The sequence below is a fragment of the Bradyrhizobium sp. LCT2 genome, from assembly GCF_009931255.1.
Classification (GTDB): domain Bacteria; phylum Pseudomonadota; class Alphaproteobacteria; order Rhizobiales; family Xanthobacteraceae; genus Bradyrhizobium; species Bradyrhizobium diazoefficiens.
On sequence record NZ_CP034432.1, the window covers coordinates 2892464 to 2917685 of the forward strand.

The 25222-nt window shown below is 64.3% G+C and carries 23 protein-coding genes; 15 read left to right on the forward strand and 8 right to left on the reverse strand.

Features of this window, described 5'->3' with window-relative positions; translation table 11 throughout:
* The first annotated feature begins 10 nt into the window (after positions 1-10).
* On the forward strand, positions 11-2203 hold the full coding sequence (locus tag EI171_RS14115) for a glycosyltransferase (protein ID WP_161533634.1): 2193 nt from the start codon (positions 11-13) through the stop codon (positions 2201-2203).
* Positions 2204-2455: 252 nt separating this feature from the next.
* Positions 2456-4279 carry a diguanylate cyclase domain-containing protein gene (locus EI171_RS14120; RefSeq protein WP_371740541.1) on the forward strand — a complete coding sequence of 608 codons (1824 nt, stop codon included), beginning with the start codon at positions 2456-2458 and terminating at the stop codon, positions 4277-4279.
* Between the two features lie 31 nt (positions 4280-4310).
* Here EI171_RS14120 and EI171_RS14125 read toward each other — a convergent pair whose 3' ends face one another.
* Positions 4311-5534, reverse strand: a complete 1224-nt coding sequence (locus EI171_RS14125) for a polyhydroxyalkanoate depolymerase (protein WP_011089442.1) — start codon at positions 5532-5534, stop codon at positions 4311-4313.
* A 181-nt stretch (positions 5535-5715) separates the two neighbouring features.
* On the opposite strand from EI171_RS14125, the gene EI171_RS14130 reads away from it, so the two are divergent.
* Positions 5716-6372 carry a glutathione S-transferase family protein gene (locus EI171_RS14130; protein WP_028174587.1) on the forward strand — a complete coding sequence of 219 codons (657 nt, stop codon included), beginning with the start codon at positions 5716-5718 and terminating at the stop codon, positions 6370-6372.
* 280 nt (positions 6373-6652) lie between these two features.
* Here EI171_RS14130 and EI171_RS14135 read toward each other — a convergent pair whose 3' ends face one another.
* Complete coding sequence (locus tag EI171_RS14135) at positions 6653-6877, reverse strand: hypothetical protein (RefSeq protein ID WP_011089440.1); 225 nt, start codon at positions 6875-6877, stop codon at positions 6653-6655.
* A 184-nt stretch (positions 6878-7061) separates the two neighbouring features.
* On the opposite strand from EI171_RS14135, the gene EI171_RS14140 reads away from it, so the two are divergent.
* Complete coding sequence (locus tag EI171_RS14140; protein WP_038967667.1) at positions 7062-7418, forward strand: hypothetical protein; 357 nt, start codon at positions 7062-7064, stop codon at positions 7416-7418.
* Positions 7419-7427: 9 nt separating this feature from the next.
* Here EI171_RS14140 and EI171_RS14145 read toward each other — a convergent pair whose 3' ends face one another.
* A complete protein-coding gene (locus EI171_RS14145) occupies positions 7428-8531 on the reverse strand; it encodes a mandelate racemase/muconate lactonizing enzyme family protein (protein ID WP_161533636.1) in 1104 nt (367 codons plus the stop codon).
* 183 nt (positions 8532-8714) lie between these two features.
* Between EI171_RS14145 and EI171_RS14150 the strand changes: the two genes are divergently transcribed.
* From EI171_RS14150 to EI171_RS14175, 6 genes are all read left to right on the forward strand, one after another.
* On the forward strand, positions 8715-9548 hold the full coding sequence (locus tag EI171_RS14150) for an AraC family transcriptional regulator (protein WP_161533637.1): 834 nt from the start codon (positions 8715-8717) through the stop codon (positions 9546-9548).
* 167 nt (positions 9549-9715) lie between these two features.
* On the forward strand, positions 9716-10642 hold the full coding sequence (locus EI171_RS14155; protein ID WP_161533638.1) for an SMP-30/gluconolactonase/LRE family protein: 927 nt from the start codon (positions 9716-9718) through the stop codon (positions 10640-10642).
* 140 nt (positions 10643-10782) lie between these two features.
* Positions 10783-11376: a GNAT family N-acetyltransferase gene (locus EI171_RS14160; protein ID WP_038967669.1), complete on the forward strand. Its 594-nt coding sequence runs from the start codon at positions 10783-10785 to the stop codon at positions 11374-11376.
* A gap of 14 nt (positions 11377-11390) precedes the next feature.
* Positions 11391-13037, forward strand: a complete 1647-nt coding sequence (locus tag EI171_RS14165; protein WP_110117154.1) for a GMC family oxidoreductase — start codon at positions 11391-11393, stop codon at positions 13035-13037.
* Positions 13038-13224: 187 nt separating this feature from the next.
* A complete protein-coding gene (locus EI171_RS14170; RefSeq protein WP_161533639.1) occupies positions 13225-13602 on the forward strand; it encodes a hypothetical protein in 378 nt (125 codons plus the stop codon).
* 171 nt (positions 13603-13773) lie between these two features.
* Positions 13774-14535, forward strand: a complete 762-nt coding sequence (locus EI171_RS14175) for a DUF5958 family protein (RefSeq protein WP_161533640.1) — start codon at positions 13774-13776, stop codon at positions 14533-14535.
* A 1048-nt stretch (positions 14536-15583) separates the two neighbouring features.
* Here the strand turns inward: EI171_RS14175 and EI171_RS14180 are convergent.
* Both EI171_RS14180 and EI171_RS14185 read right to left on the reverse strand, forming a co-directional pair.
* Entirely contained in the window at positions 15584-16426 is an 843-nt protein-coding gene (locus EI171_RS14180) for a MoxR family ATPase (protein WP_028152332.1), read from the reverse strand.
* A 107-nt stretch (positions 16427-16533) separates the two neighbouring features.
* Positions 16534-16779, reverse strand: a complete 246-nt coding sequence (locus tag EI171_RS14185) for a GlsB/YeaQ/YmgE family stress response membrane protein (RefSeq protein WP_011089433.1) — start codon at positions 16777-16779, stop codon at positions 16534-16536.
* Between the two features lie 152 nt (positions 16780-16931).
* On the opposite strand from EI171_RS14185, the gene EI171_RS14190 reads away from it, so the two are divergent.
* The 3 genes from EI171_RS14190 to sseA all read left to right on the forward strand — a co-directional run bounded on the left by EI171_RS14190 (position 16932) and on the right by sseA (position 19629).
* Positions 16932-18107, forward strand: a complete 1176-nt coding sequence (locus EI171_RS14190) for a VWA domain-containing protein (RefSeq protein WP_011089432.1) — start codon at positions 16932-16934, stop codon at positions 18105-18107.
* A gap of 131 nt (positions 18108-18238) precedes the next feature.
* Positions 18239-18652: a rhodanese-like domain-containing protein gene (locus EI171_RS14195; protein WP_110117150.1), complete on the forward strand. Its 414-nt coding sequence runs from the start codon at positions 18239-18241 to the stop codon at positions 18650-18652.
* A 125-nt stretch (positions 18653-18777) separates the two neighbouring features.
* Positions 18778-19629: a 3-mercaptopyruvate sulfurtransferase gene (sseA, locus tag EI171_RS14200; protein ID WP_161533641.1), complete on the forward strand. Its 852-nt coding sequence runs from the start codon at positions 18778-18780 to the stop codon at positions 19627-19629.
* 2 nt (positions 19630-19631) lie between these two features.
* Here the strand turns inward: sseA and EI171_RS14205 are convergent, their stop codons facing one another.
* A complete protein-coding gene (locus EI171_RS14205) occupies positions 19632-20399 on the reverse strand; it encodes a hypothetical protein (protein ID WP_202633198.1) in 768 nt (255 codons plus the stop codon).
* 368 nt (positions 20400-20767) lie between these two features.
* On the opposite strand from EI171_RS14205, the gene EI171_RS14210 reads away from it, so the two are divergent.
* Positions 20768-21970, forward strand: a complete 1203-nt coding sequence (locus tag EI171_RS14210) for a L,D-transpeptidase (protein WP_039185840.1) — start codon at positions 20768-20770, stop codon at positions 21968-21970.
* A gap of 56 nt (positions 21971-22026) precedes the next feature.
* On the opposite strand, the gene EI171_RS14215 is transcribed toward EI171_RS14210, so the two are convergent.
* Both EI171_RS14215 and EI171_RS14220 read right to left on the reverse strand, forming a co-directional pair.
* Complete coding sequence (locus EI171_RS14215; protein ID WP_028176317.1) at positions 22027-22989, reverse strand: D-2-hydroxyacid dehydrogenase family protein; 963 nt, start codon at positions 22987-22989, stop codon at positions 22027-22029.
* A 131-nt stretch (positions 22990-23120) separates the two neighbouring features.
* Positions 23121-23336 (reverse strand): hypothetical protein, encoded by a 216-nt coding sequence (locus tag EI171_RS14220; protein WP_060908653.1) that lies wholly within the window; start codon positions 23334-23336, stop codon positions 23121-23123.
* Between the two features lie 236 nt (positions 23337-23572).
* Between EI171_RS14220 and ettA the strand changes: the two genes are divergently transcribed.
* The gene (ettA, locus tag EI171_RS14225) at positions 23573-25222 is read left to right on the forward strand and encodes an energy-dependent translational throttle protein EttA (protein ID WP_011089425.1); all 1650 of its coding nucleotides are present in this window, start codon (positions 23573-23575) and stop codon (positions 25220-25222) included.

Below are 25222 nucleotides of genomic sequence, written 5' to 3' on the forward strand. Positions count from 1 at the left end.
GAGATGTTCCATGCAGGCCATGACTCTGCCTCTCTCTCAGCTGTTCGCGCCGATGCTGGGCATCTTTGCGGCGATGTACCTGTTGGCGCCGACCTTTCCAGTCGCGCGCCCTTGGGCGCGAGTCGCGGTCTTTGTCGTGGTTTGGCTCGTGGTCGCCCGCTATCTCGAATGGCGTATTTGCACCACCGTGCTGCCGGCAAGCGGGAGCTGGTATCAGGTCGGCTGGATCTGGTTCTGTCTGTTCGTCGAGCTTCTGACCTTCACAGATCAGTTCATTCTCTATCTGACTTTCCTTCGCAGGACCGATCGCCGCAGCGAAGCAGATCAGCACGAGCGTCGGCTTCGCAGCCTGCCGGATGACGAGCTGCCCTCGGTCGACGTCTTTATTCCGACCTATGACGAGCCATTCGAGGTGCTGGAAAAGACGATCACGGGCGCGCTGTGCCTGGGCTATCCAAATCTCCAGGTCTGGGTCTTGGATGATGGTCGCAGGCCTTGGCTCAGGGAACTCTGCAAGCAAAAGGGCGCCGGCTATCTCACGCGCGCCGACAACTTGAATGCCAAGGCCGGCAATATCAATCATGCCCTGACGAAGACGAGCGGCGAATTCTTCGCGATCTTTGATGCGGACTTCGTGCCGCAGCGCAATTTCCTGATGCGCACGATGGGCTTCTTCGCCGATCCAAAGATCGGAATCGTTCAGATCCCGCACACCTTCTACAATGAGGACCCGATGCAGGCGAATCTCGGCCTGCACAGGGGACTGCCGGACGAGCAACGGTTCTTCTTCGATTCCATCATGCCGGCGCGCGACGGCTGGGATGGTGCCTTTTGTTGTGGTTCGAACTCCGTCACGCGTCGCGCAGCACTCCGCGCGGTGGGCGATGCCTTGCCGACCCAGTCCATTACGGAAGACATGTTGCTGACGCTGGTCCTGCTGCGCAAGGGGTACGTCACTCGCTATCTACGCGAGCCGCTGGCGATCGGACTGGCGCCGGAAAGCCTTGACGCCTTTTTCGTGCAGCGGCAACGCTGGGCGCGTGGCGCGATCCAGACGCTGTATCTCGCCGACGGCCCGCTCGGCCCCGGACTGGGCTTGATGCATCGGCTCCTCTTCTTTCCGACGCATTGGCTCTCAATGGGCCTGCGGGCGCTCGCGGTCGTGTTGGTTCCGATCGTCTTCATGTGGACTGGGCTAGCGCCTGTCGTCGACGTCACTCCTGAGTCGGTCTTCTATTACTTGTTTCCCGCGATCCTGGCGCTTAACGGCGGCATCTCCTGGTTCGCGCCGCACGAGCACTTTCCGCTCGCCGCTCAGGTATCGGCGACTATCCAGAGCTTCAAGATCTTGCCAACGGTGCTCGGGACTCTCGTCAAGCCGACGGGGCATGCATTCAGGGTGACGCCCAAGGGCGCTGCCGCGCGACGCGCAAGCTACGCCGCGGAGATATTCTGGCCATCGGCGGGTCTGATGGCGTTGACGGTCGTCGGCGTGGTTCTCAACACCATCCCGGAATGGCGGATCATCGATCATCCGGGCGCTTTACCGATGGTCGCCTTCTGGTCGGTCGTGAACATCGTCGTGCTCTTCTTCGTCTGCATGACCTCGCTGCAGGCGCGGATGGGACGTGCCGAGGAGCGTTTCGATGTCGATGAATCAGTCTTGATCCTGACTGGGACCGGCGAGGTGCTTTCTGGGCGCGTGAGCAACGTCTCCCTCTCTGGCGCCGGCGTTCTGCTCGGCGCCGGCATTGACTGTCCTCGCGCTGGAGAACCGCTGCGCGTGCACATCGCGCAGGTGGGGTGGATCGACGCGATGGTCGTGCAACAAAGAGGCCATCTCGTCGGGCTGCAGTTCCATTTGCCGCAGTCGCTTGAACGAGACCTGCTGATCCGGAAGCTCTTTACCGTCGCCCGCCTGAGGGGCAACGGCGTCATCGCGTGCTCGGTGAACAGGGCGATGCTCAAGAACATCTGGTCAATGGCCGCGCCGTTGCCCCACATTGTTGCAGGCGGCGCGAAGCCCGCGTCGTTTTCGCCGACCGAACGTCTGCCGGCAGAGAGCCTGGTCATTCGGCCTCAACCGCGGATCGACGACTTGGCACATCTTGCCGGAGTTCGAAGCCGTCATCCGGCGAGTTTTACTGAACCTCACTTTGGTCGAGTGGCCGGCACAGTGCTCGAGGCCGTCAAGCTGAGCTGATTGCTGTGTTATCCTTCTCGTCCGACCAGTCCATGGGCTATCGATCGACGGTCAGGCCGCTCATCGATGCCGTCAGTCTCCTTCCGGTGCTCTGCCAAAAACCTCAACCGGAACGAGCAACCGTTCCTTAGCCCAAGGCGTTTACGGGGTTGAGGGTGGAGGGAGCGTCTCTTGATCGATCACCGTAGTGATGTTCGCCAGGGGCGTCTGACGCTCTGGGCCTCCGCATTTGTGGCGGTCGCTTGCTTGGCGATGGTCGCGCTCAGCGGCTGGCGGGAGTGGTCCTCGCGACAGACGCTGCTGAAGGGCTCCGAAACGGACATGGCCAATCTGGCCCGGTCGGTGACGCAACACGCGGACGATACGTTCGAACTCGCGGACACCGTTCTCAATGTGTTGGTTGGCCAACTCGAACTCGAGGGAACCAGCCCGGCGGCAATCGCCAAGATTCAGACCTTTCTTTCCCGGCGCAAAGCCGCGAACCGGATCCGCGCCGTGTTCGTCTATGACGAGACCGGCCGCTGGCTCGCGACCAGCGAGCCTGTGGATTTCGCCAGTCTCAACAACAGCGACCGAGAGTATTTCCAGCATCATCGCGCCGTGGCTGACCGGGGAACCTTCATTGGGCCTCCAGTGAGGAGCAGGTCCGGCGGGCAATGGATCATCACCGCGTCAAGGCGCTTCAATCATCCTGACGGCAGTTTTGCCGGAGTGGCTCTTACCACGATCGATGTCGACTACTTTCTGCAATTCTATCGCGGGTTCGACGTTGGCCAGAACGGCTCAATTTCACTGGCGACAGCGAAAGGCATTGTCCTCGCGCGTAGCCCGGACAACGGATACACGGGCCGCGATCTGTCGAATGCACCGCTCTTTAGGAATTTCCGCGAGCGGCCGGCTGCGGGCGTCTACTACTTCACGTCGCCTCTCGACGGCGTTCGGCGACTGAGCTTTTATCAACTGAGCAGTCGCTACCCCGTTCTCGTGGTTGCGACGGAATCGGAAGACGACGTCTTGGCTCCATGGCGCAGGGCCGCGCTGATGCGCATGGCTGCGGTGCTGGGACTGATAGGAGGGCTCGCTGTTGCAGGGCTTTTGCTGGTGCGCCAGTTGCACCTGCGGCAAAAGATGGCCGCCGCCCTGATCGCCAAGGAGGCGGATTTTCGCCTCCTTGCGGAGCAGTCGGGAGACATGGTCATGCGCATCGCGCTCGATGGACGCATCCTCTATACGTCGCCGTCCAGCGCGCGGGTTCTCGGCTGGGCTCCGAACGAATTGGTAGATACGTCGGCCCTTGCCGGCATAAATCCCGCGGACCTGGCCCGGGTTGAGCAAACGATCTCCGCGCTGATGAACGGCGAAGCCGAGGAGGCTAGAATCACTTATCGCACTCGGCATCGCGAGAAAGGCGAGGTCTGGATCGAAACCGCGCTGCGCGTCGCAAGGAGTGCGCAGAGTGGAGACATCAACGGCGTGGTGGCGATCTCGCGCGACATGACCGAACGTAAGGACCTGGAGGATAAGCTGTCGGCTCTCGCCAGTTCGGATGGCCTGACGGCCCTGGCAAACCGCAGACACTTCGACGAGCGGCTAGAGGCGGAATGGGACCGGGCGAAGCGCGAAGGAACGCCTCTGTCGCTGTTGCTGATGGACGTCGATCATTTCAAGCGTTTCAACGATCAGTACGGGCATCAGGCGGGCGATGCATGTCTTCGCTCGGTCGCCGGGGTCCTGGCGGAGCAGGCCAGACGGCCTGCAGACGTAGCCGCTCGGTATGGTGGTGAGGAATTCGCCTTGCTGCTGCCAAACACCGACATGGGAGGGTGCGAGCAGGTCGGCGAGCGAATCCGGCAAGCGATTCAGGACCTCGGCATCCTCCACGCGCTCAACCCGCCATCCAAGCAGGTCACCCTCAGTATTGGTGGCGCCACACATATGTCGTTCGCCGACAAGGCGGATTGCACGTCGTTGATTGTGGCTGCGGATAAAGCGCTCTACGCCGCCAAGGAGAGCGGACGCAACCGCCTTGTGATGTCAGGGCAAGTCGTCGCGTGGCCCGGCTCGATACGGGCTTGAAGAGCAGCCCTCGCGCGGCGCGGCGTGCGCCTCACGAATTCACGTGCACGAAATCCCGCAGCAGCGGATAGATCTCGTTGTTCCAGCGCTTGCCGGAGAACACGCCGTAATGGCCGACGCCGGCCTGCATGTGGTGCACGCGGCGATAGGCGCGCACGCCGGTGCAGAGGTCTTGCGCGGCGAGCGTCTGGCCGATCGAGCAGATGTCGTCCTTTTCGCCCTCGACCGTCATCAGCCCCATGCGGCTGACGGCCTTGGTGTTCACCGGCCGTCCCCGATGCATCAGCTTGCCCTGCGGCAGCAGATGCTCCTGGAATACGTCGCGCACGGTCTCGATGTAGAATTCCGCGGGCAGATCCATCACCGCGAAATATTCGTCGTAGAAGGTCTTGATGGTTGCCGCCTTTTCCTTCTCGCCCTTGGCGATGTGGTTGGCGAGGTCCATGTGCTGCTTGATGTGCCGCTCGAGATTCATCGAGACGAAGGCGGTGAGCTGCACGAAGCCCGGATACACCTTGCGCAGCGCGCCGCGGCACTGCACCGGCACGTAGTTGATCAGGTTCTGCTCGAACCAGTCGATCGGCCTGCTCTTGGCGAACTCGTTCACCCTGGTCGGCTGGATCCGCGTGTCGATCGGCCCTGCCATCAGCGTCAGCGTGGCCGGCCGCGAGGGATGGTTGCCTTCGCACATGACGGCGGCGGCCGCGAGCGCCGAGACCGACGGCTGGCAGATCGCCACCATATGGGGGCGCGGGCCGAGCTGGCCGAGGAAGTCGATGAGATGATCAGTGTAGTCGTCGAGCCCGAAGCGGCCCTCGCTGCGCGGAATGTCGCGCGGATTGTGCCAGTCGGTGATGTAGACGTCGTGGTCCTGGAGCAGCGTCTTCACGGTGCCGCGCAGCAGCGTCGCGAAATGGCCGGACATCGGCGCCACCAGCAGCATGCGCGGCTGCTCGGGCACGCCCTGCTTCTTGAAGTGCAGCAGCGAGCCGAACGGGGTCGCGTAGGCGATCTCCTCGGTGACGGCGACCTCACGGTTGCCTACCATGACGCTGTCGATGCCGTAGGCCGGGCGATGGTAGGTGAGGGTGGAGCGCGAGATCAGCTCCAGCGCCGCCGACAGCCGGCCGACGACCTGGTGCGACACGCCCTGCGGCACCAGGTTGAGGAATTTGAGCGCAGACGAGGCGCCCGCGCGCCACGGCGCCGTCAGGTCCATCTGGTTCTGAAAGGCTTGATAATACATCGACATCATACTGAAGCGCCCACCTGTCCCATGGTGCCATGCAATATCGAAGCCAAAACTGAGTCAAATCGCCCGGAAAACTGGCACATCGCTTGCTCTTCAAGCGGGGTGTACACATGGGAAGCACAGGTAGTGGGCAGGCCCGCGGGCCGGGCGGGGTGCCCATCTCAGGCGTGAGGGAAGAGGCCATATGGCGAAGGCGACACTGACCATCAGCAGCAAGAACTACTCGTCTTGGTCGCTGCGTGGCTGGCTGCTGACGAAGTTTTCCGGGCTCGATTTCGAGGAGATCGTGACCGCGCCCGACGACGCCTCCGCGCGCGCCGAAATCCTGTTGCTGTCGTCGTCGATCCTGGTGCCATGCCTGCGGCACGAGGGCGCGACTGTCTGGGATACGCTGGCGATTGCCGAATACCTCAACGAGGTGATGCCGGACGCCGGCCTGTTGCCGGATGACCGCGTCCAGCGCGCTCATTGCCGCTCGATCTGTGGCGAAATCCATTCCGGCTTCACCACGCTGCGCGCCTCGCTGCCGGTCAATCTGAAGGGACACTTCCCCGGCTTCAAGATCTGGTCGCGCGCGCAGGCCGACATCGACCGCGTCTGGTCCATCTGGCGCGACTGCCTGGAGAAATCGGGCGGCCCGTTCCTGTTCGGTGAGAGGCGCACCATGGCGGATGCGATGTACGCGCCCGTGGTGACGCGCTTCGTGACCTATGACGTCAAGCTCGAGCCGCTTCTGAAGGCCTACGCCGATACCATCATGGCCATGCCCGAGATGCAGGAATGGATCGCGGCGGCCAAGGAAGAGCCGGCCGAGATCGAGGAGCTCGAGGTCGAATATTAGGCAGGCGTTGCGGTGGCCTGCCTGTTTCGGGGGCGGGGACCGGCTGGGGCGGCGGTGCGAGCCATGCCTTGTCCACCGTTAACCTTTGGCGCCGGCTCCAGGCTCGAGCCCACCCGGCCGTCGCGCAGATATTGTGCGCGAAAACAGACCCGCGTCGACATCTAGCCGTGAACAGGCGTGGACGAGGCGATTCGGCTGATTCGGACGCGATTCGTTCGAACCGCGTTCCGAAGGTTAAGGCGGAGCGCGGCCCCGTTGCATTTTGGAACAGAAGCCGCTGTCAGGCGACGCCGGAGTGCTTCACACGCGGCAAGCGCCAGCCGATCACGGTCGCTTCGACCGCGATGCCGGCCTCGTGGTTCTGCCAGCGTCCCTCGACATAGCGGCAGGCGAACGGCAGTTGATACGTTCCGCTGTGATCCTCGCACAGCACTTCGACCGGCAAGCCAGGAGGCGGTTCACCGGCTCCGTCGAATTCCGCCAGACGTCTATCGCGCGTTGCCATTCCAAAAATCTCCCCTAATCAAAGCCGCGGAAAGAGCGCCCATTTCTTCCGCGCGCGGTTCACTGCTCCCTGTCCCAAGGGAACAAGCCAAGCTCAACGCGAGAATGCGGTACGAGTGTGGTAGCGTCCGGCGGCTGTGCGCAAACAGCGCACATTGCCGTGATCAATTTGACGAGGAACCTGCATGCCGTTTCGAAGCGCCGGCGTCTGTGTCGTGATGTTGCTGCTCGCCACGCTGGCGATCGCGCCGCTCCGCGCGCAGGACGTGCCCGGCATCGAGATCTGCACCGTCGAGAAGACCATGGAGCGGCGCACGAGCTGCCTCCAGAGCAACGTCGATTTCCTCCAGAAGACGATCACCAAGCTCAACCTCGATCACCAGCAGAAGCTGGATGCCGCCAATCGCCAGATCGACGCGTTGAAGACGAGCCTTGCCGGCTTGCAGAAGACGCTCGGCGATCTCCAGGCCGCGCAGACGAAGATCGCGGAGGACGTGAAGAAGAAGCAGGACGCGCCGCCGGCCAAGGACGCGGCGAAATAGGCGCCGCGCTCACGCGACGCGATATCGCTCCATCACGCCGCGGTCGGGCTCATAGCCGAGCCCAAGCCCAGTCGGCACCGCGACATGGCCGGTGGCATCGACGTCGGCGCGGCCGCCCCAGAGGCAGGCTTCGCGCTTCAGGTAAAACATCTCGACGAACCCGTCGTCGCGCCCCGCCAGCAGATGCAAGGTCGCAAGCAGGCCGGGGCCGAAATACGGGGAGTGCGGGACGATCTTGACGCCGAGCCGATCGGCGAGCGCCGCGACCTTCAGGAACTCCGTGATGCCGCCGACCTTGATTACCGACGGCTGGGCGTGGCTCACCGCGCCCGCATTCATCATCTGGCGAAATTGATATTCCGTGCAGGCGTTCTCGCCGGCGGCGACGCCGAGCCCGCCCTTGCTGCGGACCTCGGCGAGCGCCGCAAAATCCTCCGGTGGCCAGACCGGCTCCTCCAGGAACATCGGCTGCGCGTCCCGGCATGTCCCGGCGAACGCGATCGCCTGCTCGCCTGACAGCGGGCAGTTCATGTCCACCATCAGCGGTATGCCCGGCCCGATCGCCTCGCGCGCGACATAGACCGCCGGCGCCGTGGTCTCGTGTAGCTTGATGGCGCCATAGCCGAGCGCGAGCGCCTTCTTGCATTCGGCCGCGATGTTGTCGGGCGAGCCGATCCGCAACAGGCTCGCATAGGCCGGAATGGCCGGGCGCCTGGTCTCGCCGAGCAGGCGGTGCACCGGCACGCCCTTGATCTTCGCGGCGAGGTCCCACAGCGCGATGTCGAGCCCGGAGATCGCGAACATGGTGATGCCGTAGCGGCCGAACAGATGCAGATTGCGCTGGATCTGCTCCATCACCGCGGGAATGCCGGCGGCATCGGGAACCTCAAGCCCAAGTGCCTGCGGTGCGATCATCTCCTCGACGGCGCTGCGCGTGGTGCGGGGGCAGACATAGGCGAAGGCATCGCCCCAGCCGGTCAACCCGGCATCGGTCGTGACCTCGACGATCACCATGTCGAGCGCGGTGATGGCGGAGGCGCCCTGGCGGAAGCTCGCGACACCGGCGTCATAGGGGATGCGGATCTGGTGCGCCCGCACATCGGTGATCTTCATGACGCGGTTCCTCCTGCTTTCTTGTGAGCGGTTTCAAGGACGTCCCGAGTGTAGCCATGAATGCCCGGACGTTGCCAGTAGCTGTGCCGGCGTTATTCTCTTGCGGGACCGCAACGCCGATCAAGCGAAGCCCGCGGCGTTCCGTGCATCATGGTCGCGCTTCGAACGAGGGCCCGAACCACCATGAATCCAGCCCAGCGCGCGCTCTGGTATATCGAGAGCCATCTTGCCGAGCCGATGACGCTCGACGAGATCGCTGCGATCTCAGGCGTGTCGCGGTTCCACATCGTGCGCGCGTTTGCCGCAGCCACCGGCCTGCCGGTGATGCGCTACGTGCGCGCGCGGCGGCTGACCGAGGCGGCGCGCAGTCTTGCGAACGGCGCGCCGGACATCCTGTCGCTGGCGCTGGAGGCGGATTACGGCTCGCACGAAGCATTCACCCGCGCGTTCCGCGACCAGTTTGGCACCACACCCGAAGCGGTGCGGGCCGCGACGTGCACCGGCCATCTCAAGCTTCAGGAGCCGATCCTCATGGACTCCACCATCTCAGACACTCTCGCCCCGCCGCGTTTCGAGACCGCAACCGCCTTCCTCGTCGCCGGCATCAGTGAGCGCATCTCCTGCGACAACGGCGCGATCATCCCGGGGATGTGGCAGCGCTTCCACCAGGAGGTCGCCGACATTCCGGCGCGTGTCGGCAACGTCGCCTATGGCGTCTGCTGCAACGGCGACGATGCCGGCAATTTCGACTACATCGCCGGTGTCGAGGTCAGCGATTATTCCGACCTGCCACGCCGCTTCGGCCGCATCCGCATCCCCGAGCAGCGCTATGCGGTGTTCGCCCACACCGACCACGTCGCCTCGATCAGGCGCACCGTCAACACGATCTGGAATCAGTGGCTGCCCGCCTCCGGCCTGAAGGCCGCGGACGCGCCGAGCTTCGAGCGCTACGACGAAAAATTCGATCCCACGACCGGCAATGGCGGCTTCGAGATCTGGGTGCCGGTGCGCGGGTAGCACGATCCGCGAGGACCCTTAGTCGCGCCTTGCGGCGCAACGCTGGCATACCGTCCCGCTTGCTTGGCAAGCCCCGGTGACTTTGTCATAACCGCAGGCAAATCTTGCGTGTGGGGCCCGTGCCGGACATCCCGTGCAAGCCATAACAAGCAGCCGGGAGGGTCTCAATGTCTGACGTCCGCGTTCTCGCCACCGACCTCGAATTTCCCGAAGGGCCGGTCGTGATGCCGGACGGTTCGGTGGTGCTGGTGGAAATCCGCGGCCAGCGCCTGACCCGCGTCTATCCCGACGGCCGCAAGGAGATCGTGGCGAAGGTGCCGGGCGGACCGAATGGCGCCGCCCTCGGCCCCGACGGCAAGATCTACATCTGCAACAATGGCGGCTTCTCCTGGATTCCGACCGGCCAGATGATCATGCCGGGCCCGCAGCCGGACAACTATCTCGGCGGCTCGATCCAGCGAGTCGACCTGCAATCCGGCAAGGTCGAGACCGTCGTGACCAAATGCGGCGAGCACGATCTGCGCGGGCCGAACGATCTGGTGTTCGACAGGCACGGCGGCCTCTGGTTCTCCGATCTCGGCAAGCGCCGCGCGCGCGAGATGGACGTCGGCGGCATGTATTATCTCAAGCCCGGCATGAAAGAGGTCGTGGAGGTCGTGCACGGCGTGCTGCCGGCCAACGGCATCGGGCTCTCGCCGGACGAGAACACCGTCTACATCGCGGAGACGCCGACGGCGCGGCTCTGGGCCTATGAGCTCTCCGTGCCCGGCACGCTGAGGCCGCGCGAGGTGATCTATCGCGGCGAGCGGGGCAAGCCGATCTGCGGCCTCGGCGGCTACCAGATGTTCGACTCGCTCGCGGTGGAGGCTGGCGGCAATGTCTGCGTCGCCACCCTCGTCTCCGGCTGCATCTCGGTGATCGCGCCTGACGGCACCCTGATCGAGCAGGTCCCGACCGGCGACCGCGTCACCACCAACATCGCTTTCGGCGGCCCCGGGCTGAAGACCGCCTACATCACGCTGTCAGGCAAGGGCGAGCTGATCGCCATGGACTGGCCGCGCGGCGGTTTGCCGTTGAACTTCTTGAACAAGTGACAATCGCGTAAAACGCGATTGTCATCCCGGGGCTATGCGGAGCATAGAACCCGGGATCTCGAGATTCTCAGGTGCGCAATTGCGCACCATAGTCTGGTCCTTCGGACCATCCCGGAATGACATTCATGAGGAACGATTCGATGCCCTGGCCTGATCCCATCACCCTGCGTGGACAGCACGCCCGTCTCGAGCCGCTGTCGCGTCAGCATATCGAAGGGCTGACCGAGGCCGTGAAGGACGGCGAGCTCTCGAAGCTCTGGTACACTGCGATTCCCCTGCCTGAGAACATGGGCAAGGAGATCGACCGCCGCCTGGCCTTGCAAGCCGCAGGCTCGATGCTGCCGTTCACCGTGTTCGACGCCGGCGGCAACATCGTCGGCATGACGACCTACATGAATATCGATGCCGCCAACCGCCGCGTCGAGATCGGCTCGACCTGGTATGGCAAGAGCGCGCAGCGCGGCCCGCTCAATACGCAGTGCAAGCTGCTGCTGCTCCGGCACGCCTTCGAGACGCTGAACTGCATCGCGGTCGAATTCCGCACGCACTACTTCAACCACCAGAGCCGCCGCGCCATCGAGCGCCTGGGCGCCAAGCAGGACGGCATTCTGCGCAGCCACCAGGTCGCGCCGAACGGCACGCTGCGCGACACGGTGGTCTACAGCATTACCGCCGCCGAATGGCCGACCGTGCAGGCGCATCTCGAATTTCAACTCAACGACAAGCCGCGCTGAGCGGCCGAGGCACCATGGACAGATTTGATTATGTGATCGTCGGCGCGGGCTCCGCCGGCTGCGTGCTTGCCAACCGGCTCAGCGAAGATCCGAACGTTAGCGTCTGCGTGCTGGAGGCGGGCCCGAGCGACTGGCACCCGTACATCCATCTGCCGGCGGGCTTCATCAAGACCTTCCACATGAAGAGCATCAACTGGGCCTACCAGCAGGAGCCGGGGCCCTACACTGGCGGGCGCAGCATCTACGCGCCGCGCGGCAAGACGCTCGGCGGCTCGTCCTCGATCAACGGCCACATCTACAATCGCGGCCAGCGCATGGATTTCGACACCTGGGCGCAGATGGGCAATCGCGGCTGGGGCTATGCCGACGTGCTGCCTTACTTCAAGCGGCTGGAGAAGCGGGTCGGCGAGGGCGAGGACACCTATCGCGGACGCGACGGCAACCTCATCGTCACCACCATGGACTGGCGCGATCCGCTCTGCGAGGCCTTCATGGAGGGCGCGGTCTCGCTCGGCATCCCGCGTAACCCCGACTACAACGGCGCGAAGCAGGAAGGCGTCTCCTACTGCCAGCGCACCATCAACAACGGCCTGCGCGTCTCCGGCTCGACCGCGTTCCTGAAGCCCGCGATGAAACGGCCGAACGTGCATGTGCACACTCACGCGCACGCAACCGAGATCATCTTCGAGGGCAAGCGCGCGGTCGGCGTGCGCTACACCAAGGGCGGCCGCGGCGGCACGCCGGTCGAGGTGCGCGCCAACAAGGAAGTGATCCTGTCCGGCGGCACCTATAATTCGCCGCAGCTGCTCCAGCTCTCCGGAATTGGCTCGCCCGATTTGCTCGGTGCTCACGGCATCCAGGTGCGTCACGCGCTGCCGGTCGGCGAAGGTCTGCAGGATCACTACGCCCCGCGCACGGTGGCGCGCGTAAAAGACATCAAGACCATCAACGAGCTCCGCCGCGGCTTCTCGCTGTGGATCGAGGCGCTGAAATGGGCAACCGCGCGCCGCGGCCTGCTGTCGCTGTCGCCGACCATGGTTTATTGCTTCTGGCATTCCGGCGAGAGCGCCGAGTCTTCCGACCTGCAGCTCACCTTCACGCCCGCGAGTTACAAGGAAGGCGTGCAGGGCCAGCTCGAGGACGAGCCCGGCATGACGGTGGCGTCCTGGCAGCAGCGCCCCGAGAGCCGCGGCTATGTCCGCATCCGCTCGGCGGATCCGTTCGCGCCGCCGATCATCCAGACCAATTATCTCGACGCCGAGCTCGACCGCCGCGTGATCGTCGGCGGCATGAAGCTTGCGCGGCGCCTTTTGAAGAGTGCGCCGCTGTCGCCCTACTACGCCTACGAGGATTTCCCCGGCCCCAACATCAACACCGACGACGAATTCCTCGCCGCCGCCACCGAGCGCGGCACCACCACTTTCCACCCCGGCTGCACCTGCCGCATGGGCCCGGCGGACAGCACGTGGGCAGTGGTCGACGACCAGCTTCGCGTCCACGGGTTGGAGGGCCTCCGCGTGATCGATGCTTCTGTGATGCCGCGGATGATCTCGGCGAACCTGAATGCATCCACGATGATGATCGCGGACCGTGCCTCGGACCTGATCCGCGGCAAGGTGCCGATGGAAGCCGCGCGGATTCCGGATGCGGCGGTGGCGTGAGATCTTCGTAGGGTGGGTTAGCTAGCGGCTGCGCGAAGCGCAGTCCGCGCGGCGTAACCCACCACTTCTTTCGACGCGGAGACCAAAGAGGTGGGTTACGCTGACGCTAACCCACCCTACCGCCCGCTGGCCTTATCCCGCTTTGCAAGCTAAGGTAGCGGGCCGCCGTCAGCCGAACGAAGTCATTTTGAGCACAGACCAAAATCGTCCACTCACGGATGCCGAGCGCGATCTTGCGCGCTGGATGTTGGAGCATGGCGCGGAAGAAGCCAAGCGATATCTGGATCAGCTCGAGTTGGCCGAAGTCACGCCCTGGAGATGTCGATGTGGATGTGCCAGCATCAACTTCCAAATCAAGGGGCATGCTGAAGCACCGCCCGGCGCTGAGATTCTCGGTGAATTCCTGCTGAACGATGGTGATCACCCAAGTGGAATATTCATCTATTCGAGTGGTGGCTTGCTGAAGGGCATCGATGTGTATGGCTTGGCAGGCGATGCCCCGTCTGTGTTACCGCGACCCGAAAACCTGTCTCCCTTCGAGCCTGGCAACCCGCTGCGCACGTGAAGGCGAAATCGGCAATGAGTATCGCGGAATGAAATTTTCGTGTGGTGCGGACCTGCTTCGGGTTCTGGAGGACTGTCCGGCACTCGAGTTTTATGTCTGTGACGAGAAGGCGAGCTATCTCCTTTGCAGCAATCACCATGACTTTGTCGTGGGCTGGGGTGCAGCGCTGCCATGGGTGGCGCGATGTTAAATGTGGACGAAGAAATCCTGTTGAATCAACTGGCGCAGGGGATCGCAAGCAATCCAGAGGGCGACGCTTGGTTCGGCGCGCAGAGCGAGGACGACAAGCGCAGGCTGCTCCGTGGCTTGAGTAACTTCATATTGCAGGCAAGGCCCAAGCCCGAAGATGTGGTTGTCGCAATCGCGGAGTCACGGCTGAAGCCGACGCTTACTCCGTGCGTCTTGATCGCGATGCCCAATCTGCGGGTTCAATTGGCGAAGCTCGTGATGCTTCCAGAGTTTGAGCTGCCTCGCGTGTTTCGGCTCCTCATCGAGTTGCTCGCCGTTGCAGACGGCAGGCGACGAAAGGAGCGGCCGCTGGATCGTATAAACCATTGGTGGCACAGGGACTTGGGCGATCCGGACGTCGTCAATGACATCAAGCGAATGCGGGACGCAGGGCTTCTGGAAAGCTTGCTTTCTTTTGTCCGGACAGAGACGTTGACGCGCAAGCAAATCACGCTTGGCACCGACATCGCCCGGGATTTGGGCGTCGACGGAGACGACGCGCGGGAGTTGGTTCGTCGATTTGGGGAGCAGTTCAATGTCGACATGTCGGAGTTCGATTTTGACATGTATTTTGGCAGCGAAGGGTTTGAGCTGAGCGGCCTAGTGAAGACGCTCCTTGGACGGAGAACCAAGGCGCCGATGACAGTGGAGCTTCTTTTCGGAGCGGCCAAGCAGCGGCGCTGGTCTCGCAATTCCGGGGCTTGAGGCCCCGAACAATCCATCTTTCGTTGCCCGTCGGGCAAAACACCCCGCACCCCGTCAACCCTTCTTCGCAAAAATATTCCACTTTACCGAAATTCGGAATTGCGGCATACATCGGGCCAGCCCGGCTCGACGAAGAGGGGCGGTTCGCGAGTCGTTCGAAACGCGGGCCGGGTTGCGGTGGACGCGGCAGCGTCGTGTGCGAGAGGCTGAGGGCAGGGCGGATTGCTCTCCGTGAGCCCAAAACTTCGTGCGGACGAGCGGCGCTGCGTGCGTACGGCAAAACCGTGTGGTCCTGGCCGTCGTTGCTACGGTCAAGCTCTTGCGGATGCGGCAGTCGCGTCAACCGGCGCGGTGTCGGTGAATTCCGCGAGGACGATGGAGGCCAGAACGAACTCGGCTCCCGGGAGAGCACGGCATAAGCCGTCCGACCATCGCGCAGGGAAGGCCGTGTGTTGGGCTTCACCTGTATGCCGCTGTGCAGTTTTTCTGCGTGTGCCTTCGCACGGCGGACCGTGGGTGCCAGCCGGCACCCGGCCTTCCCTGCGCCCTCTTTCCTGGAGGGTGTGATGGAGAGAGCAAAGCTCGGGCGAAATGGGCCGCGAGGCTGCGAAGGCGTGTCTGCGACCACACACTCGCTGTCATCGCCCGCGAAGGCGGGCGATCCAGTATTCCAGAGGCGGTTGTGATGGAGCCGAGAGTCGGCGTACTGGATTCCCCGCCTTCGCGGGGAATGACAGCGTCATCTGGAGAACCAGCCCATACCTCATGCTCCGTCATTGCGAGCGCAGCGAGGCAATCCAGACTGTTTCCGCGGAGGGCTTCTGGATTGCTTCGCTGCGCTCGCAATGACGAGGTTGAGGCAGCGCGCAAATGCCTCCCCAACGTCGTCCTGGCGAAAGCCAGGACCCATTACCCCAGAGAGTGGTTTGGTGGGCGGTACTGGCCCCGGAGTCTTATCGATAAATCACGCGGTATGGGTCCCGGCCCCCGTGCGCAATTGCGCACTAGGCCGGGACGACACCGGGCGTGTGGTTGGCGGCGCGCCGACCTACACTTCCCTTCGGCTCAAGAACGCCAGCCGCTCGAACAGATGCACGTCCTGCTCGTTCTTCAGCAGCGCACCGTGCAGCGGCGGGATCAGCTTGCGCGGATCGCGCTCGCGCAGTTGCTCCACGCTCATGTCCTCGTTGAGCAGCAGCTTGAGCCAGTCCAAGAGCTCCGAGGTGGACGGCTTCTTCTTCAGGCCGGGCACCTCGCGCACTTCGAAGAAGATGCGCAGCGCCTCTTCCACCAGGCGCTTCTTGATGCCGGGGAAGTGGACGTCGACGATGCGGCCCATGGTGTCGGCGTCGGGGAACTTGATGTAGTGGAAGAAGCAGCGGCGCAGGAACGCGTCCGGCAGCTCCTTCTCGTTGTTGGAGGTGATCATCATGATCGGGCGCTGCTTCGCCTTGATCGTCTCGCCGGTCTCGTAGACATGGAATTCCATGCGGTCGAGCTCGAGCAGCAAATCGTTCGGGAACTCGATGTCGGCCTTGTCGATCTCGTCGATCAGCAGCACCGGGCGCTGTTCGGCGGTGAACGCCTCCCACAGCTTGCCGCGCTTGATGTAGTTCCTGATGTCGGAGACGCGGGCATCACCGAGCTGGCTGTCGCGCAGGCGCGACACCGCGTCGTATTCGTAGAGGCCCTGCTGCGCCTTGGTGGTGGACTTGATGTGCCAGGTCAGAAGCGGCGCGTTCAGCGCCTTGGCCACTTCCTCCGCCAGCACGGTCTTGCCGGTGCCGGGCTCGCCCTTGATGAGGAGCGGGCGCTCCAGCACGATCGAGGCATTGACGGCGACCTTGAGATCGTCGGTCGCAACATAGTCCTTGGTGCCGGTAAATTTCATCGCGCGTCCTTGTTGGTCGTCGTCCCAGATCTTGCCCTGCAGGCATCGCCCTGGTCCAACAAACGGAACGGCCGCTCATGGCGGCCGTTCCTGGTTCGGTCAGGCTTTCAGACCCGTTTTATCAGCGAAAGGATGACGAGCACAATCACCGCGCCGATGGTGGCATCCACGATGGCGCCGACCGTGCCGGTGGCGAGCTGGATGTGCAGCTGAGGCAGCACCCAGCCCGCCACCAGCGCGCCGATGATGCCGACGACCATGTTGCCGATCAGCCCAAATCCCGCCCCGTGGACAATCTTGCCGGCGAGCCAGCCGGCGATCGCGCCGATGATGAGTGCTGCGAGAATTCCCATTGCAAACGTCCCCAAAACAACCCCGTGAGGCGGCCAATTCTAGAGCAAAAAGCCTCCCGGTCCAGCAGCGTTCGCGATCTCGCTTCACCTCTCCCAATGGGAGAGGTGAAGCGCCCCTTGACGTCCGCCCCCCGACGGGCAATCTGTCACCCATGTTCCTGCAATTCTTCACTTCTCTGCGCGATGCGCAGGTCCCCGTGACGCTGCGCGAATACCTCACGCTGATGGAGGCGCTCGACGCTGACCTCGCGGACTACACCGTCGAGAATTTCTACTATCTGTCGCGCGCCTCGCTGGTGAAGGACGAGCGCAATCTCGACAAGTTCGACCGCGTCTTCGGCACCGTGTTCAAGGGGCTGGAGAGCCTGCTCGAGGCCATGGACAAGGCCGAGATCCCCGAGGAGTGGCTGAAGAAGCTCGCGGAGAAGTATCTCACCGAGGAAGAGAAGAAGCAGATCGAGGCCATGGGCTGGGACAAGCTCATGGAGACCCTGAAGAAACGCCTCGAGGAGCAAAAGGGGCGGCATCAGGGCGGCTCGAAGTGGATCGGCACCGCCGGCACCTCGCCGTTCGGGGCCCACGGCTATAATCCCGAGGGCGTCCGCATCGGTCAGGAGAAGAACCGCAACAACCGCGCCGTGAAGGTGTGGGACAAGCGCGAGTTCAAGGATCTCGACGGCAATGTCGAGCTCGGCATCCGCAACATCAAGGTGGCGCTGCGGCGCCTGCGCAAGTTCGCGCGCACCGGCGCGCCTGATGAGCTCGATCTCGACACCACCATCCGCGAGACCGCCAATCACGGTTATCTCGACGTGCACATGCGGCCCGAGCGGCGCAACGCGGTGAAGCTCTTGGTGTTCTTCGACATCGGCGGCTCGATGGATTCGCATATCGAGCAGGTCGAGGAGCTGTTCTCGGCGGCGAAGAGCGAGTTCAAGCACATGGAGTATTTCTACTTCCACAACTGCCTCTATGAAGGCGTGTGGAAGCAGAACAAGCGCCGTTTCACCGACCGCACGCCGACCTGGGACGTGCTGCACAAATACCCGCACGACTACAAGGTCGTGTTCGTCGGCGACGCCTCGATGTCGCCTTACGAGATCATGGTGCCGGGCGGCTCGGTCGAGCATGTCAACGAGGAGCCGGGTTCGGTCTGGCTCGACCGCATCATCCGCACCTATCCGCATACGGTGTGGCTCAATCCGGTCGCGCAGAAGCACTGGGACTATTCGGAATCGACCACCATCATCAAGCGCATCTTCACCAATCGCATGTTCCCGATCACGATCGAGGGGCTGGAGGGTGCGATGAAGGAATTGACGCACTAGCTTCCCGTCATTCCGGGGCGCGCGTAGCGCGAACCCGGAATCCATCGGGCCGCAATGTTCGTCGATAAATGGATTCCGGGTTCGATGCTGCGCATCGCCCCGGAATGACGAAATAACAGAAGGGAAGACCCATGCCCCAGACCATCACCCGCGGCATCAAGGCGCTGATCGACGAGGCCAATGCCGAGATCGAGACGCTCACCGCCAAGGACGCCATCGAGATCTCCAAGAACGGTGACGTCGTCATCGTCGACATCCGCGATCCCCGCGAGATCGAGCGCGACGGCCGCATCCCCGGCGCGTTCGCCTGCACCCGCGGCATGTTGGAATTCTGGATCGATCCGCAGAGCCCGTACGCCAAGCCGATCTTCCAGGAAGACAAGAAGTTCGTCTTCCACTGCGCCGGCGGCCTGCGCTCCGCGCTCGCTGCCAAGACCGCGCAGGACATGGGCCTCAAGCCCGTCGCCCACATCGCCGGCGGCTACGCCGCCTGGCGCGACGCCGGCGGCCCGGTGGAGCAGTGGGAGCCGAAGAAGAAGGGCTAGATCTCTCCCTTCGTCATTCCGGGGCGCGCGTAGCGCGAACCCGGAATCCATTCATCCACCATCTCTGCCGCGCGATAGATTCCGGGCTCGCGCTACGCGCGCCCCGGAATGACAAGGAAAGACCGATGACCCCCGACCCCCTCGTCTCCACCGAATGGCTCGCCGCCCATATCAACGACGCCAACCTTAAAGTGCTCGACGCCAGCTTCAAGCTGCCGGGCGTGCTGCCGCTGCCGAAGGACGACTATCTCGCCGCGCATCTGCCCGGCGCGGTGTTCTTCGACGTCGACGCGGTGTCGGATCATTCCAACCCGCTGCCGCATATGTATCCGAGCGCCGAGCAGTTCGGCCGCGACGTCGGCAATCTCGGCATCGGTAATGCCGACACGGTCGTGATCTACGATGCCGGCGGCTGGGTCGCCGCGCCGCGCGCGTGGTGGATGTTCCTGGCTTTCGGCCACGGCAATGTACGCATCCTCAATGGCGGCCTGAAGAAGTGGCGCGCCGAGGGGCGTCCCGTCGAGAGCGGCGAGGTGAAGCCGAAGCCTGCGACGTTCAAGGCGAGCTATGATTCAAAACGCGTGCGCAGCATGCAGCAGCTCATCGCCAACGTCGAAAGCAGCAAAGAGCAGGTGATCGACGCACGCGCCGCCGACCGTTTCGAGGGCCGCGCGCCCGAGCCGCGCGCGGGCATCCGCTCCGGCCACATCCCCGGCGCCCGCAACGTGCCCTACAATCTCCTGTTCGATGCCGCGACCGGAACGATGAAGCCGCTCGACGATCTGCGTGCCGCTTTCACCGGTGCCGGCGTCAAGCTCGATGCGCCGATCGTGACGAGCTGCGGCTCCGGCGTGTCGGCCGGCGTGCTGACGCTCGCGCTCTATCGCCTCGGCATCACCGATACCGCGCTCTATGACGGCTCATGGTCGGAATGGGGCCAGGCCGGCGGCCCGCCGGTCGCGACCGGGCCGGCGTAAGCTTACTGGCGCGCGCGCGTGGTCGTCGTAGCGAAGGTCTGCTGCGGCTGACCAAACGGGTCAAGCGACTGCTGCAGCTGTTGAGGCGGCGGGCGCCGCACCACGCGGTGCCGCTTCTTCGCCTTCGCCCGCGGCTTCGTCGCCTTGCTGTCCGGTGCGCTGCTGTCCGCCTTGGCCTTGGCCGGCGGATCCTTCCAGGCCGTGGTCGCGGGATCGTTCAGTGCAGCTATCCTGGCCGAGGCGGCATCGAGCGCCGAGGACGCCAGGGCAAGGCTAGGGTCAGCCGGGGCCGGCGCGCCGGCGGTCGGGACAGGGGTGGCCTCGGGGATCGATGCCGTGGTGTCGGCAGGGGTGAGCGTGTCGGTGGGAGCTGGTGCCGTGGCTTCCGTCGTCGTCTCGGTCTTGGCCGGTTCGGCGGCTGGCGCCTCAGCCGACGGTGTAGCGACCTGGGGCTCAGCGTCAGCCTCACTCGTCACCGCCGCGACCTGCTCGGGCTCGCTCGTCGGGAGAGCAATGGTCGGCACCTGGTCGCGCAGCGACGGCGCGCTGGGCTCGGCCGGCTCCGGCTCCGCGCGCAAGGCCGCGAGCACCGGCTGGGCCGGCTCGGATGCCTGGGCAAACATCTGCTCCTGCGGGCCGTTCCGCCAGGAGGGGTTGCTGACATACTGCTCGTGGCTCGCCCGCAGCAGCGCGGCGGCGCCCAAGCCGAACACCAGGATGGAGGTTGACAGCAGGATCGCGGCAAGCAGGAAGCGAAAGCCGGGAAGCATCGAGGGATTGCGAATTTCCGCCCCGGCGGCGAGGTGGCCAGGGCCAATGAGCCATCTGAACGCGGTGACGGTACTGGTTGCCGCGTTCGCCACGCGGAATCGGAGCTCAAAGCGGCGGCGAATCAGGCTGATTCGAACATATCGCAACCCCTCCGCGCCGTTCCCTTAAAATCGGGGTCGATGACTCCGGCAATCCACGGCGGAATGCGATTTCCGCCCCCGTGATGCAACAGAGCAACGGTAGTCTTGCGGATCACAAATCGGCAAATCCGGCGCAAATCGGCCTGTAATGTCTTGAATGTGCCGCTATCTTCGGTCATCTGGCCGTTAGCGGTCCGATAGGGCCTGGGGACTATACAAGAGCGATGATGATCAAACATTTTCTGACGATATGCGCTGCCGCAACAGTCGCTGCGGCGGGAACCTCGCTCGCACAGGCCCAGAGCTATCCGGTCCAGCAGGCGCCGAGCTACGGCGCTCCGGCTGAATACCGCCCCGGCGACCGCACGCCGAGTTTCGACGCGCTGGAAGATGACGACGACGCGCTGCCGCAGGCATCGCTGCCGCCGCCCGGCCCGGGCGGTCCGATCTCGCCCAACGATCCCCGCTACGGCCGCCCCGCTGGTCCTCCGGTCTATTCGGCTGCGCCGCCGCAGGGGCCGGTGATGTCGCCGGATGATCCCCGTTATGGCCGTCCCGCCGGCGCTCCCGTCTACTCGGCTGCGCCGCCGCAGGGGCCGGTGATGTCGCCCGACGATCCCCGCTACGGCCGCCCCGCCGGCCCGCCCGCGGTGATCTATGCCGACCGTCCCGCTCAGCAGGCCCCCGGCAGCGACGGCCTGCGTCCGCCGGAAGCCGTCGGTGGTCCCGCCGCGACCGGAGCGGTCCAGGCCGGGCAGCCGCCGGTTGGCGCCGATGGCCGGCCGATGGCGATCGCCTCGCTCCCGCCCGAGGAGCAGCCCGACGCCGCGCCGGCACAGTTGCCGCCGAACCTGCGCCGCCAGGAGGTCTCGCTCGCGACCAAGGAGCCGGCCGGAACGATCATCGTCGATACCCCGAACACCTACCTGTACTACGTCCTCGGCAATGGCCGCGCGGTCCGTTACGGCGTCCGCGTCGGCCGCGACGGCTTCACCTGGACCGGGGTGCAGAAGATCACCCGCAAGGCCGAGTGGCCGGATTGGCATCCGCCGACCGAGATGATCGAGCGCCAGCCCTATCTGCCGCGCTTCATGGCCGGCGGCCCCGGCAATCCGCTCGGCGCCCGGGCGATGTATCTCGGCTCGACTGTCTACCGGATCCACGGCACCAACCAGCCCTCGACGATCGGCAAGTTCGTCTCCTCCGGCTGCATCGGCATGCTGAACGAGGACGTCTCCGACCTGTTCGACCGGGTCAAGGTCGGCACGCGCGTGGTGGTGATGCCGGGTGGTCCGGCGCCGGGAACGGCGACTGCGTCCGCCGCACCCACCCCCGGTGCGCCGGCCCCGATGGCGGCCCAGGCCGGCCCTGTCCCAGGTACGCAGCCGACCGTTGTGCCGCCGCTGCCCGCGCCGGTCACCGTGCGCTAGGCGCTGCGAGACAATTCAGATTGCGAAGGGCGTGCCGTCGGCACGCCCTTTTCGTTTCAGGCCAGCTTGCGCGGCAGCTCGCCGCCGCGGGTCCAGGCGTCGATCGCCTCGACCATCTGGCCGTAATGGATGCGCAAGCCGTCCTCGGTGGCGTAGCCGAGATGCGGCGTCAGCACGAGATTGTCGAGCTTGCGGAAGGGATGGTCGACCGGCAGCGGCTCGACCGAGAACACATCCAAGCCGGCGCCCGCGATCTTCCGCTGCTGCAAGGCCTCCAGCAGGGCCTGCTCGTCCACGATCGGCCCGCGCGCGGTGTTGACGAGGAAGGCCGTCGGCTTCATCCGCGCGAGGTCCGCAGCGCCGACCAGTCCCCGCGAACGCTCGCTCAGCACCACATGGATGGTGACGATGTCGGCCTTGGCGAACAGCTCCTCCTTGGTGGCGTAGCCGACGCCGGCCGCCTTGCACTTCTCCGGCGTGAGGTTCGGGCTCCAGGCGATCACGTTCATGCCGAATGCTTTCGCAATGCCCGCCATCTTGCTGCCGAGCTTGCCGAGCCCGACGATGCCGAGCGTCAGCCCCTCGATCTCGACGCCGGCAAAGGTCTGCCAGGGCTCGCCGGCATGCATGCGCGCATTCTCCCGGCCGATGCCGCGGGTCAGCTCCAGGATCAGGCCCATGGTCAGCGGTGCCGTGGGATCGCGGGAATATTGCGTGCCGCCGATCGCAACGCCCTTCGCCTTCGCGGCCTCCATGTCGATCGAGGCGTTGCGCATGCCTGACGTCAGCAGCAGCTTCAGCTTCGGCAAGCCATCGAACAGGCTCTTGGGGAACGCCGTGCGCTCGCGCATCGCGCAGACGATCTCGAAATCGGCGAGCGCGCTGGCCGCGGCCTGCTCCGAGGTGAAGGGATGGCTGAACACGGTGACGTCGATGCGGTCGGACAGTTTCGGCCAGTCGGCGACGTCGAGGGCGATGTTGAAATAGTCGTCGAGAATTGCACAGCGCAGCCGCGTCATCAGCGTTCATCCATGGCGAGAGGTGATGGCGCCAGGCGGGGGCCATCGTCGGAACCGGGCCATGGTTGCGCGCAATCACACCTGCGCGCAAGCAGCTCGCGTCTTCAAAAATCCGATAGCGGGGAAAGGGCTCAGAGGTCGCGGGGCTTCAGCCGGACCGGCGCATCCATGCCGTGCTTGGCGCGCCAGGCGGGGCCGGGGCCGCGCATGTAGTGCAGCTCGGGCCGGTAGGGGTTGAAGGCGGTGGCGAAGAAGCCCTTCCAGAAGCCCTTGATCTCCGCGACGAGCGCGGAGGTGCTGCCGGCTTCTGCCGGAACGGGAAAGGAATTGGTCTCGGTCAGAGCCATGGTGCGGCCTCGCTGTTCTCCCCGCCGCTTCTGCCGCGGGTGGCGTCTTTTTCGGCGCCGTGACGAGCTTTGGCCTGCTTTATTAAAAAATGGTTTCAATTGTCCGGATTGGCGTCAGCATGGTGTCCGTCCCGTATTCATCCGTGGTGAACGGAGGGAAAACGTTGCCCTTTGGGGGCGGGATCGCTACATCGGCGGCAAGCAAATTTCCTCAAATCGAAGGTTTCACGGGACCGATGGCGCGCCAGTTCATCTATTTCATGCAGGGCCTGACCAAGAGCTACCCGACCCGGAAGGTGCTCGATAACATCCATCTGAGCTTCTACCCGGACGCCAAGATCGGCGTGCTCGGCGTCAACGGCTCGGGCAAGTCGACGCTGCTCAAGATCATGGCCGGCCTCGACAAGGAGTATAATGGCGAGGCCTGGGTCGCCCAGGGCGCCCGCGTCGGCTATCTCGAGCAGGAACCGCAGCTCGATGCCAAGCTTTCCGTGCGCGAGAACGTCATGCTGGGCGTCGCCAAGCAGAAGGCCATCCTCGATCGCTACAATGAGCTGGCGATGAACTACTCCGAGGAGACCGCCGACGAGATGACCAAGCTGCAGGACGAGATCGAGGCCCAGGGCCTCTGGGATCTCGACAGCAAGGTCGACCAGGCCATGGACGCGCTGCGCTGCCCGCCCGACGACGCCGACGTCACAAAACTCTCCGGCGGTGAGCGCCGCCGCGTCGCGCTGTGCCGGCTGCTGCTTGACCAGCCCGAGTTGCTGCTGCTCGACGAGCCGACCAACCATCTCGACGCCGAGTCGGTGTCGTGGCTGGAAGGCCATCTGCGCAACTATCCCGGCGCGATCCTGATCGTCACCCATGATCGCTACTTTCTCGACAACGTCACCAGCTGGATCCTCGAGCTCGATCGCGGCAAGGGCATTCCCTACGAGGGCAACTACTCGTCCTGGTTGGTGCAGAAGCAGAAGCGGCTGGAGCAGGAAGGCCGCGAGGACGCCGCGCACCAGAAGACGATTGCGCGCGAGCAGGAATGGGTCGCGTCCTCGCCGAAGGCACGCCAGGCCAAGTCCAAGGCGCGCTACCAGCGCTACGAGGAACTGCTGAAGCAGGCGAGCGAGAAGCAGACCCAGACCGCGCAGATCATCATCCCCGTCGCCGAGCGGCTCGGCGCCAACGTGGTCGATTTCGAAGGCCTCAGCAAAGGTTACGGCGATCGCCTGCTGATCGACGATCTCACCTTCAAGCTGCCGCCTGGTGGCATCGTCGGCGTGATCGGCGCCAACGGCGCCGGCAAGACCACGCTGTTCAAGATGATCACCAAGCAGGAAACGCCGGACAAGGGCACTATCACGGTCGGCGAGACCGTGCATCTCGGCTATGTCGACCAGTCGCGCGACGCGCTCGACGGCAACAAGAACGTGTGGGAGGAGATCTCCGGCGGCAACGAGCTGATCCTGCTCGGCAAGAAGGAAGTCAATTCGCGCGGCTATTGCTCGTCGTTCAACTTCAAGGGCGCCGACCAGCAGAAGAAGGTCGGCGCGCTCTCCGGCGGTGAGCGCAACCGCGTGCATCTCGCCAAGATGCTCAAGTCCGGTGCCAACGTCCTGCTGCTCGACGAACCGACCAACGACCTCGACGTCGACACGCTGCGCGCGCTCGAAGAGGCGCTGGAGGATTTCGCCGGCTGCGCCGTCATCATCAGCCATGATCGCTGGTTCCTCGACCGCATCGCGACCCATATCCTGGCCTTCGAGGGCGACAGCCATGTCGAATGGTTCGAAGGCAACTTCCAGGACTACGAGAAGGACAAGATGCGCCGGCTCGGCCAGGACAGCATCATTCCTCACCGCGTGAAGTACAAGAAGCTGACGCGGTGA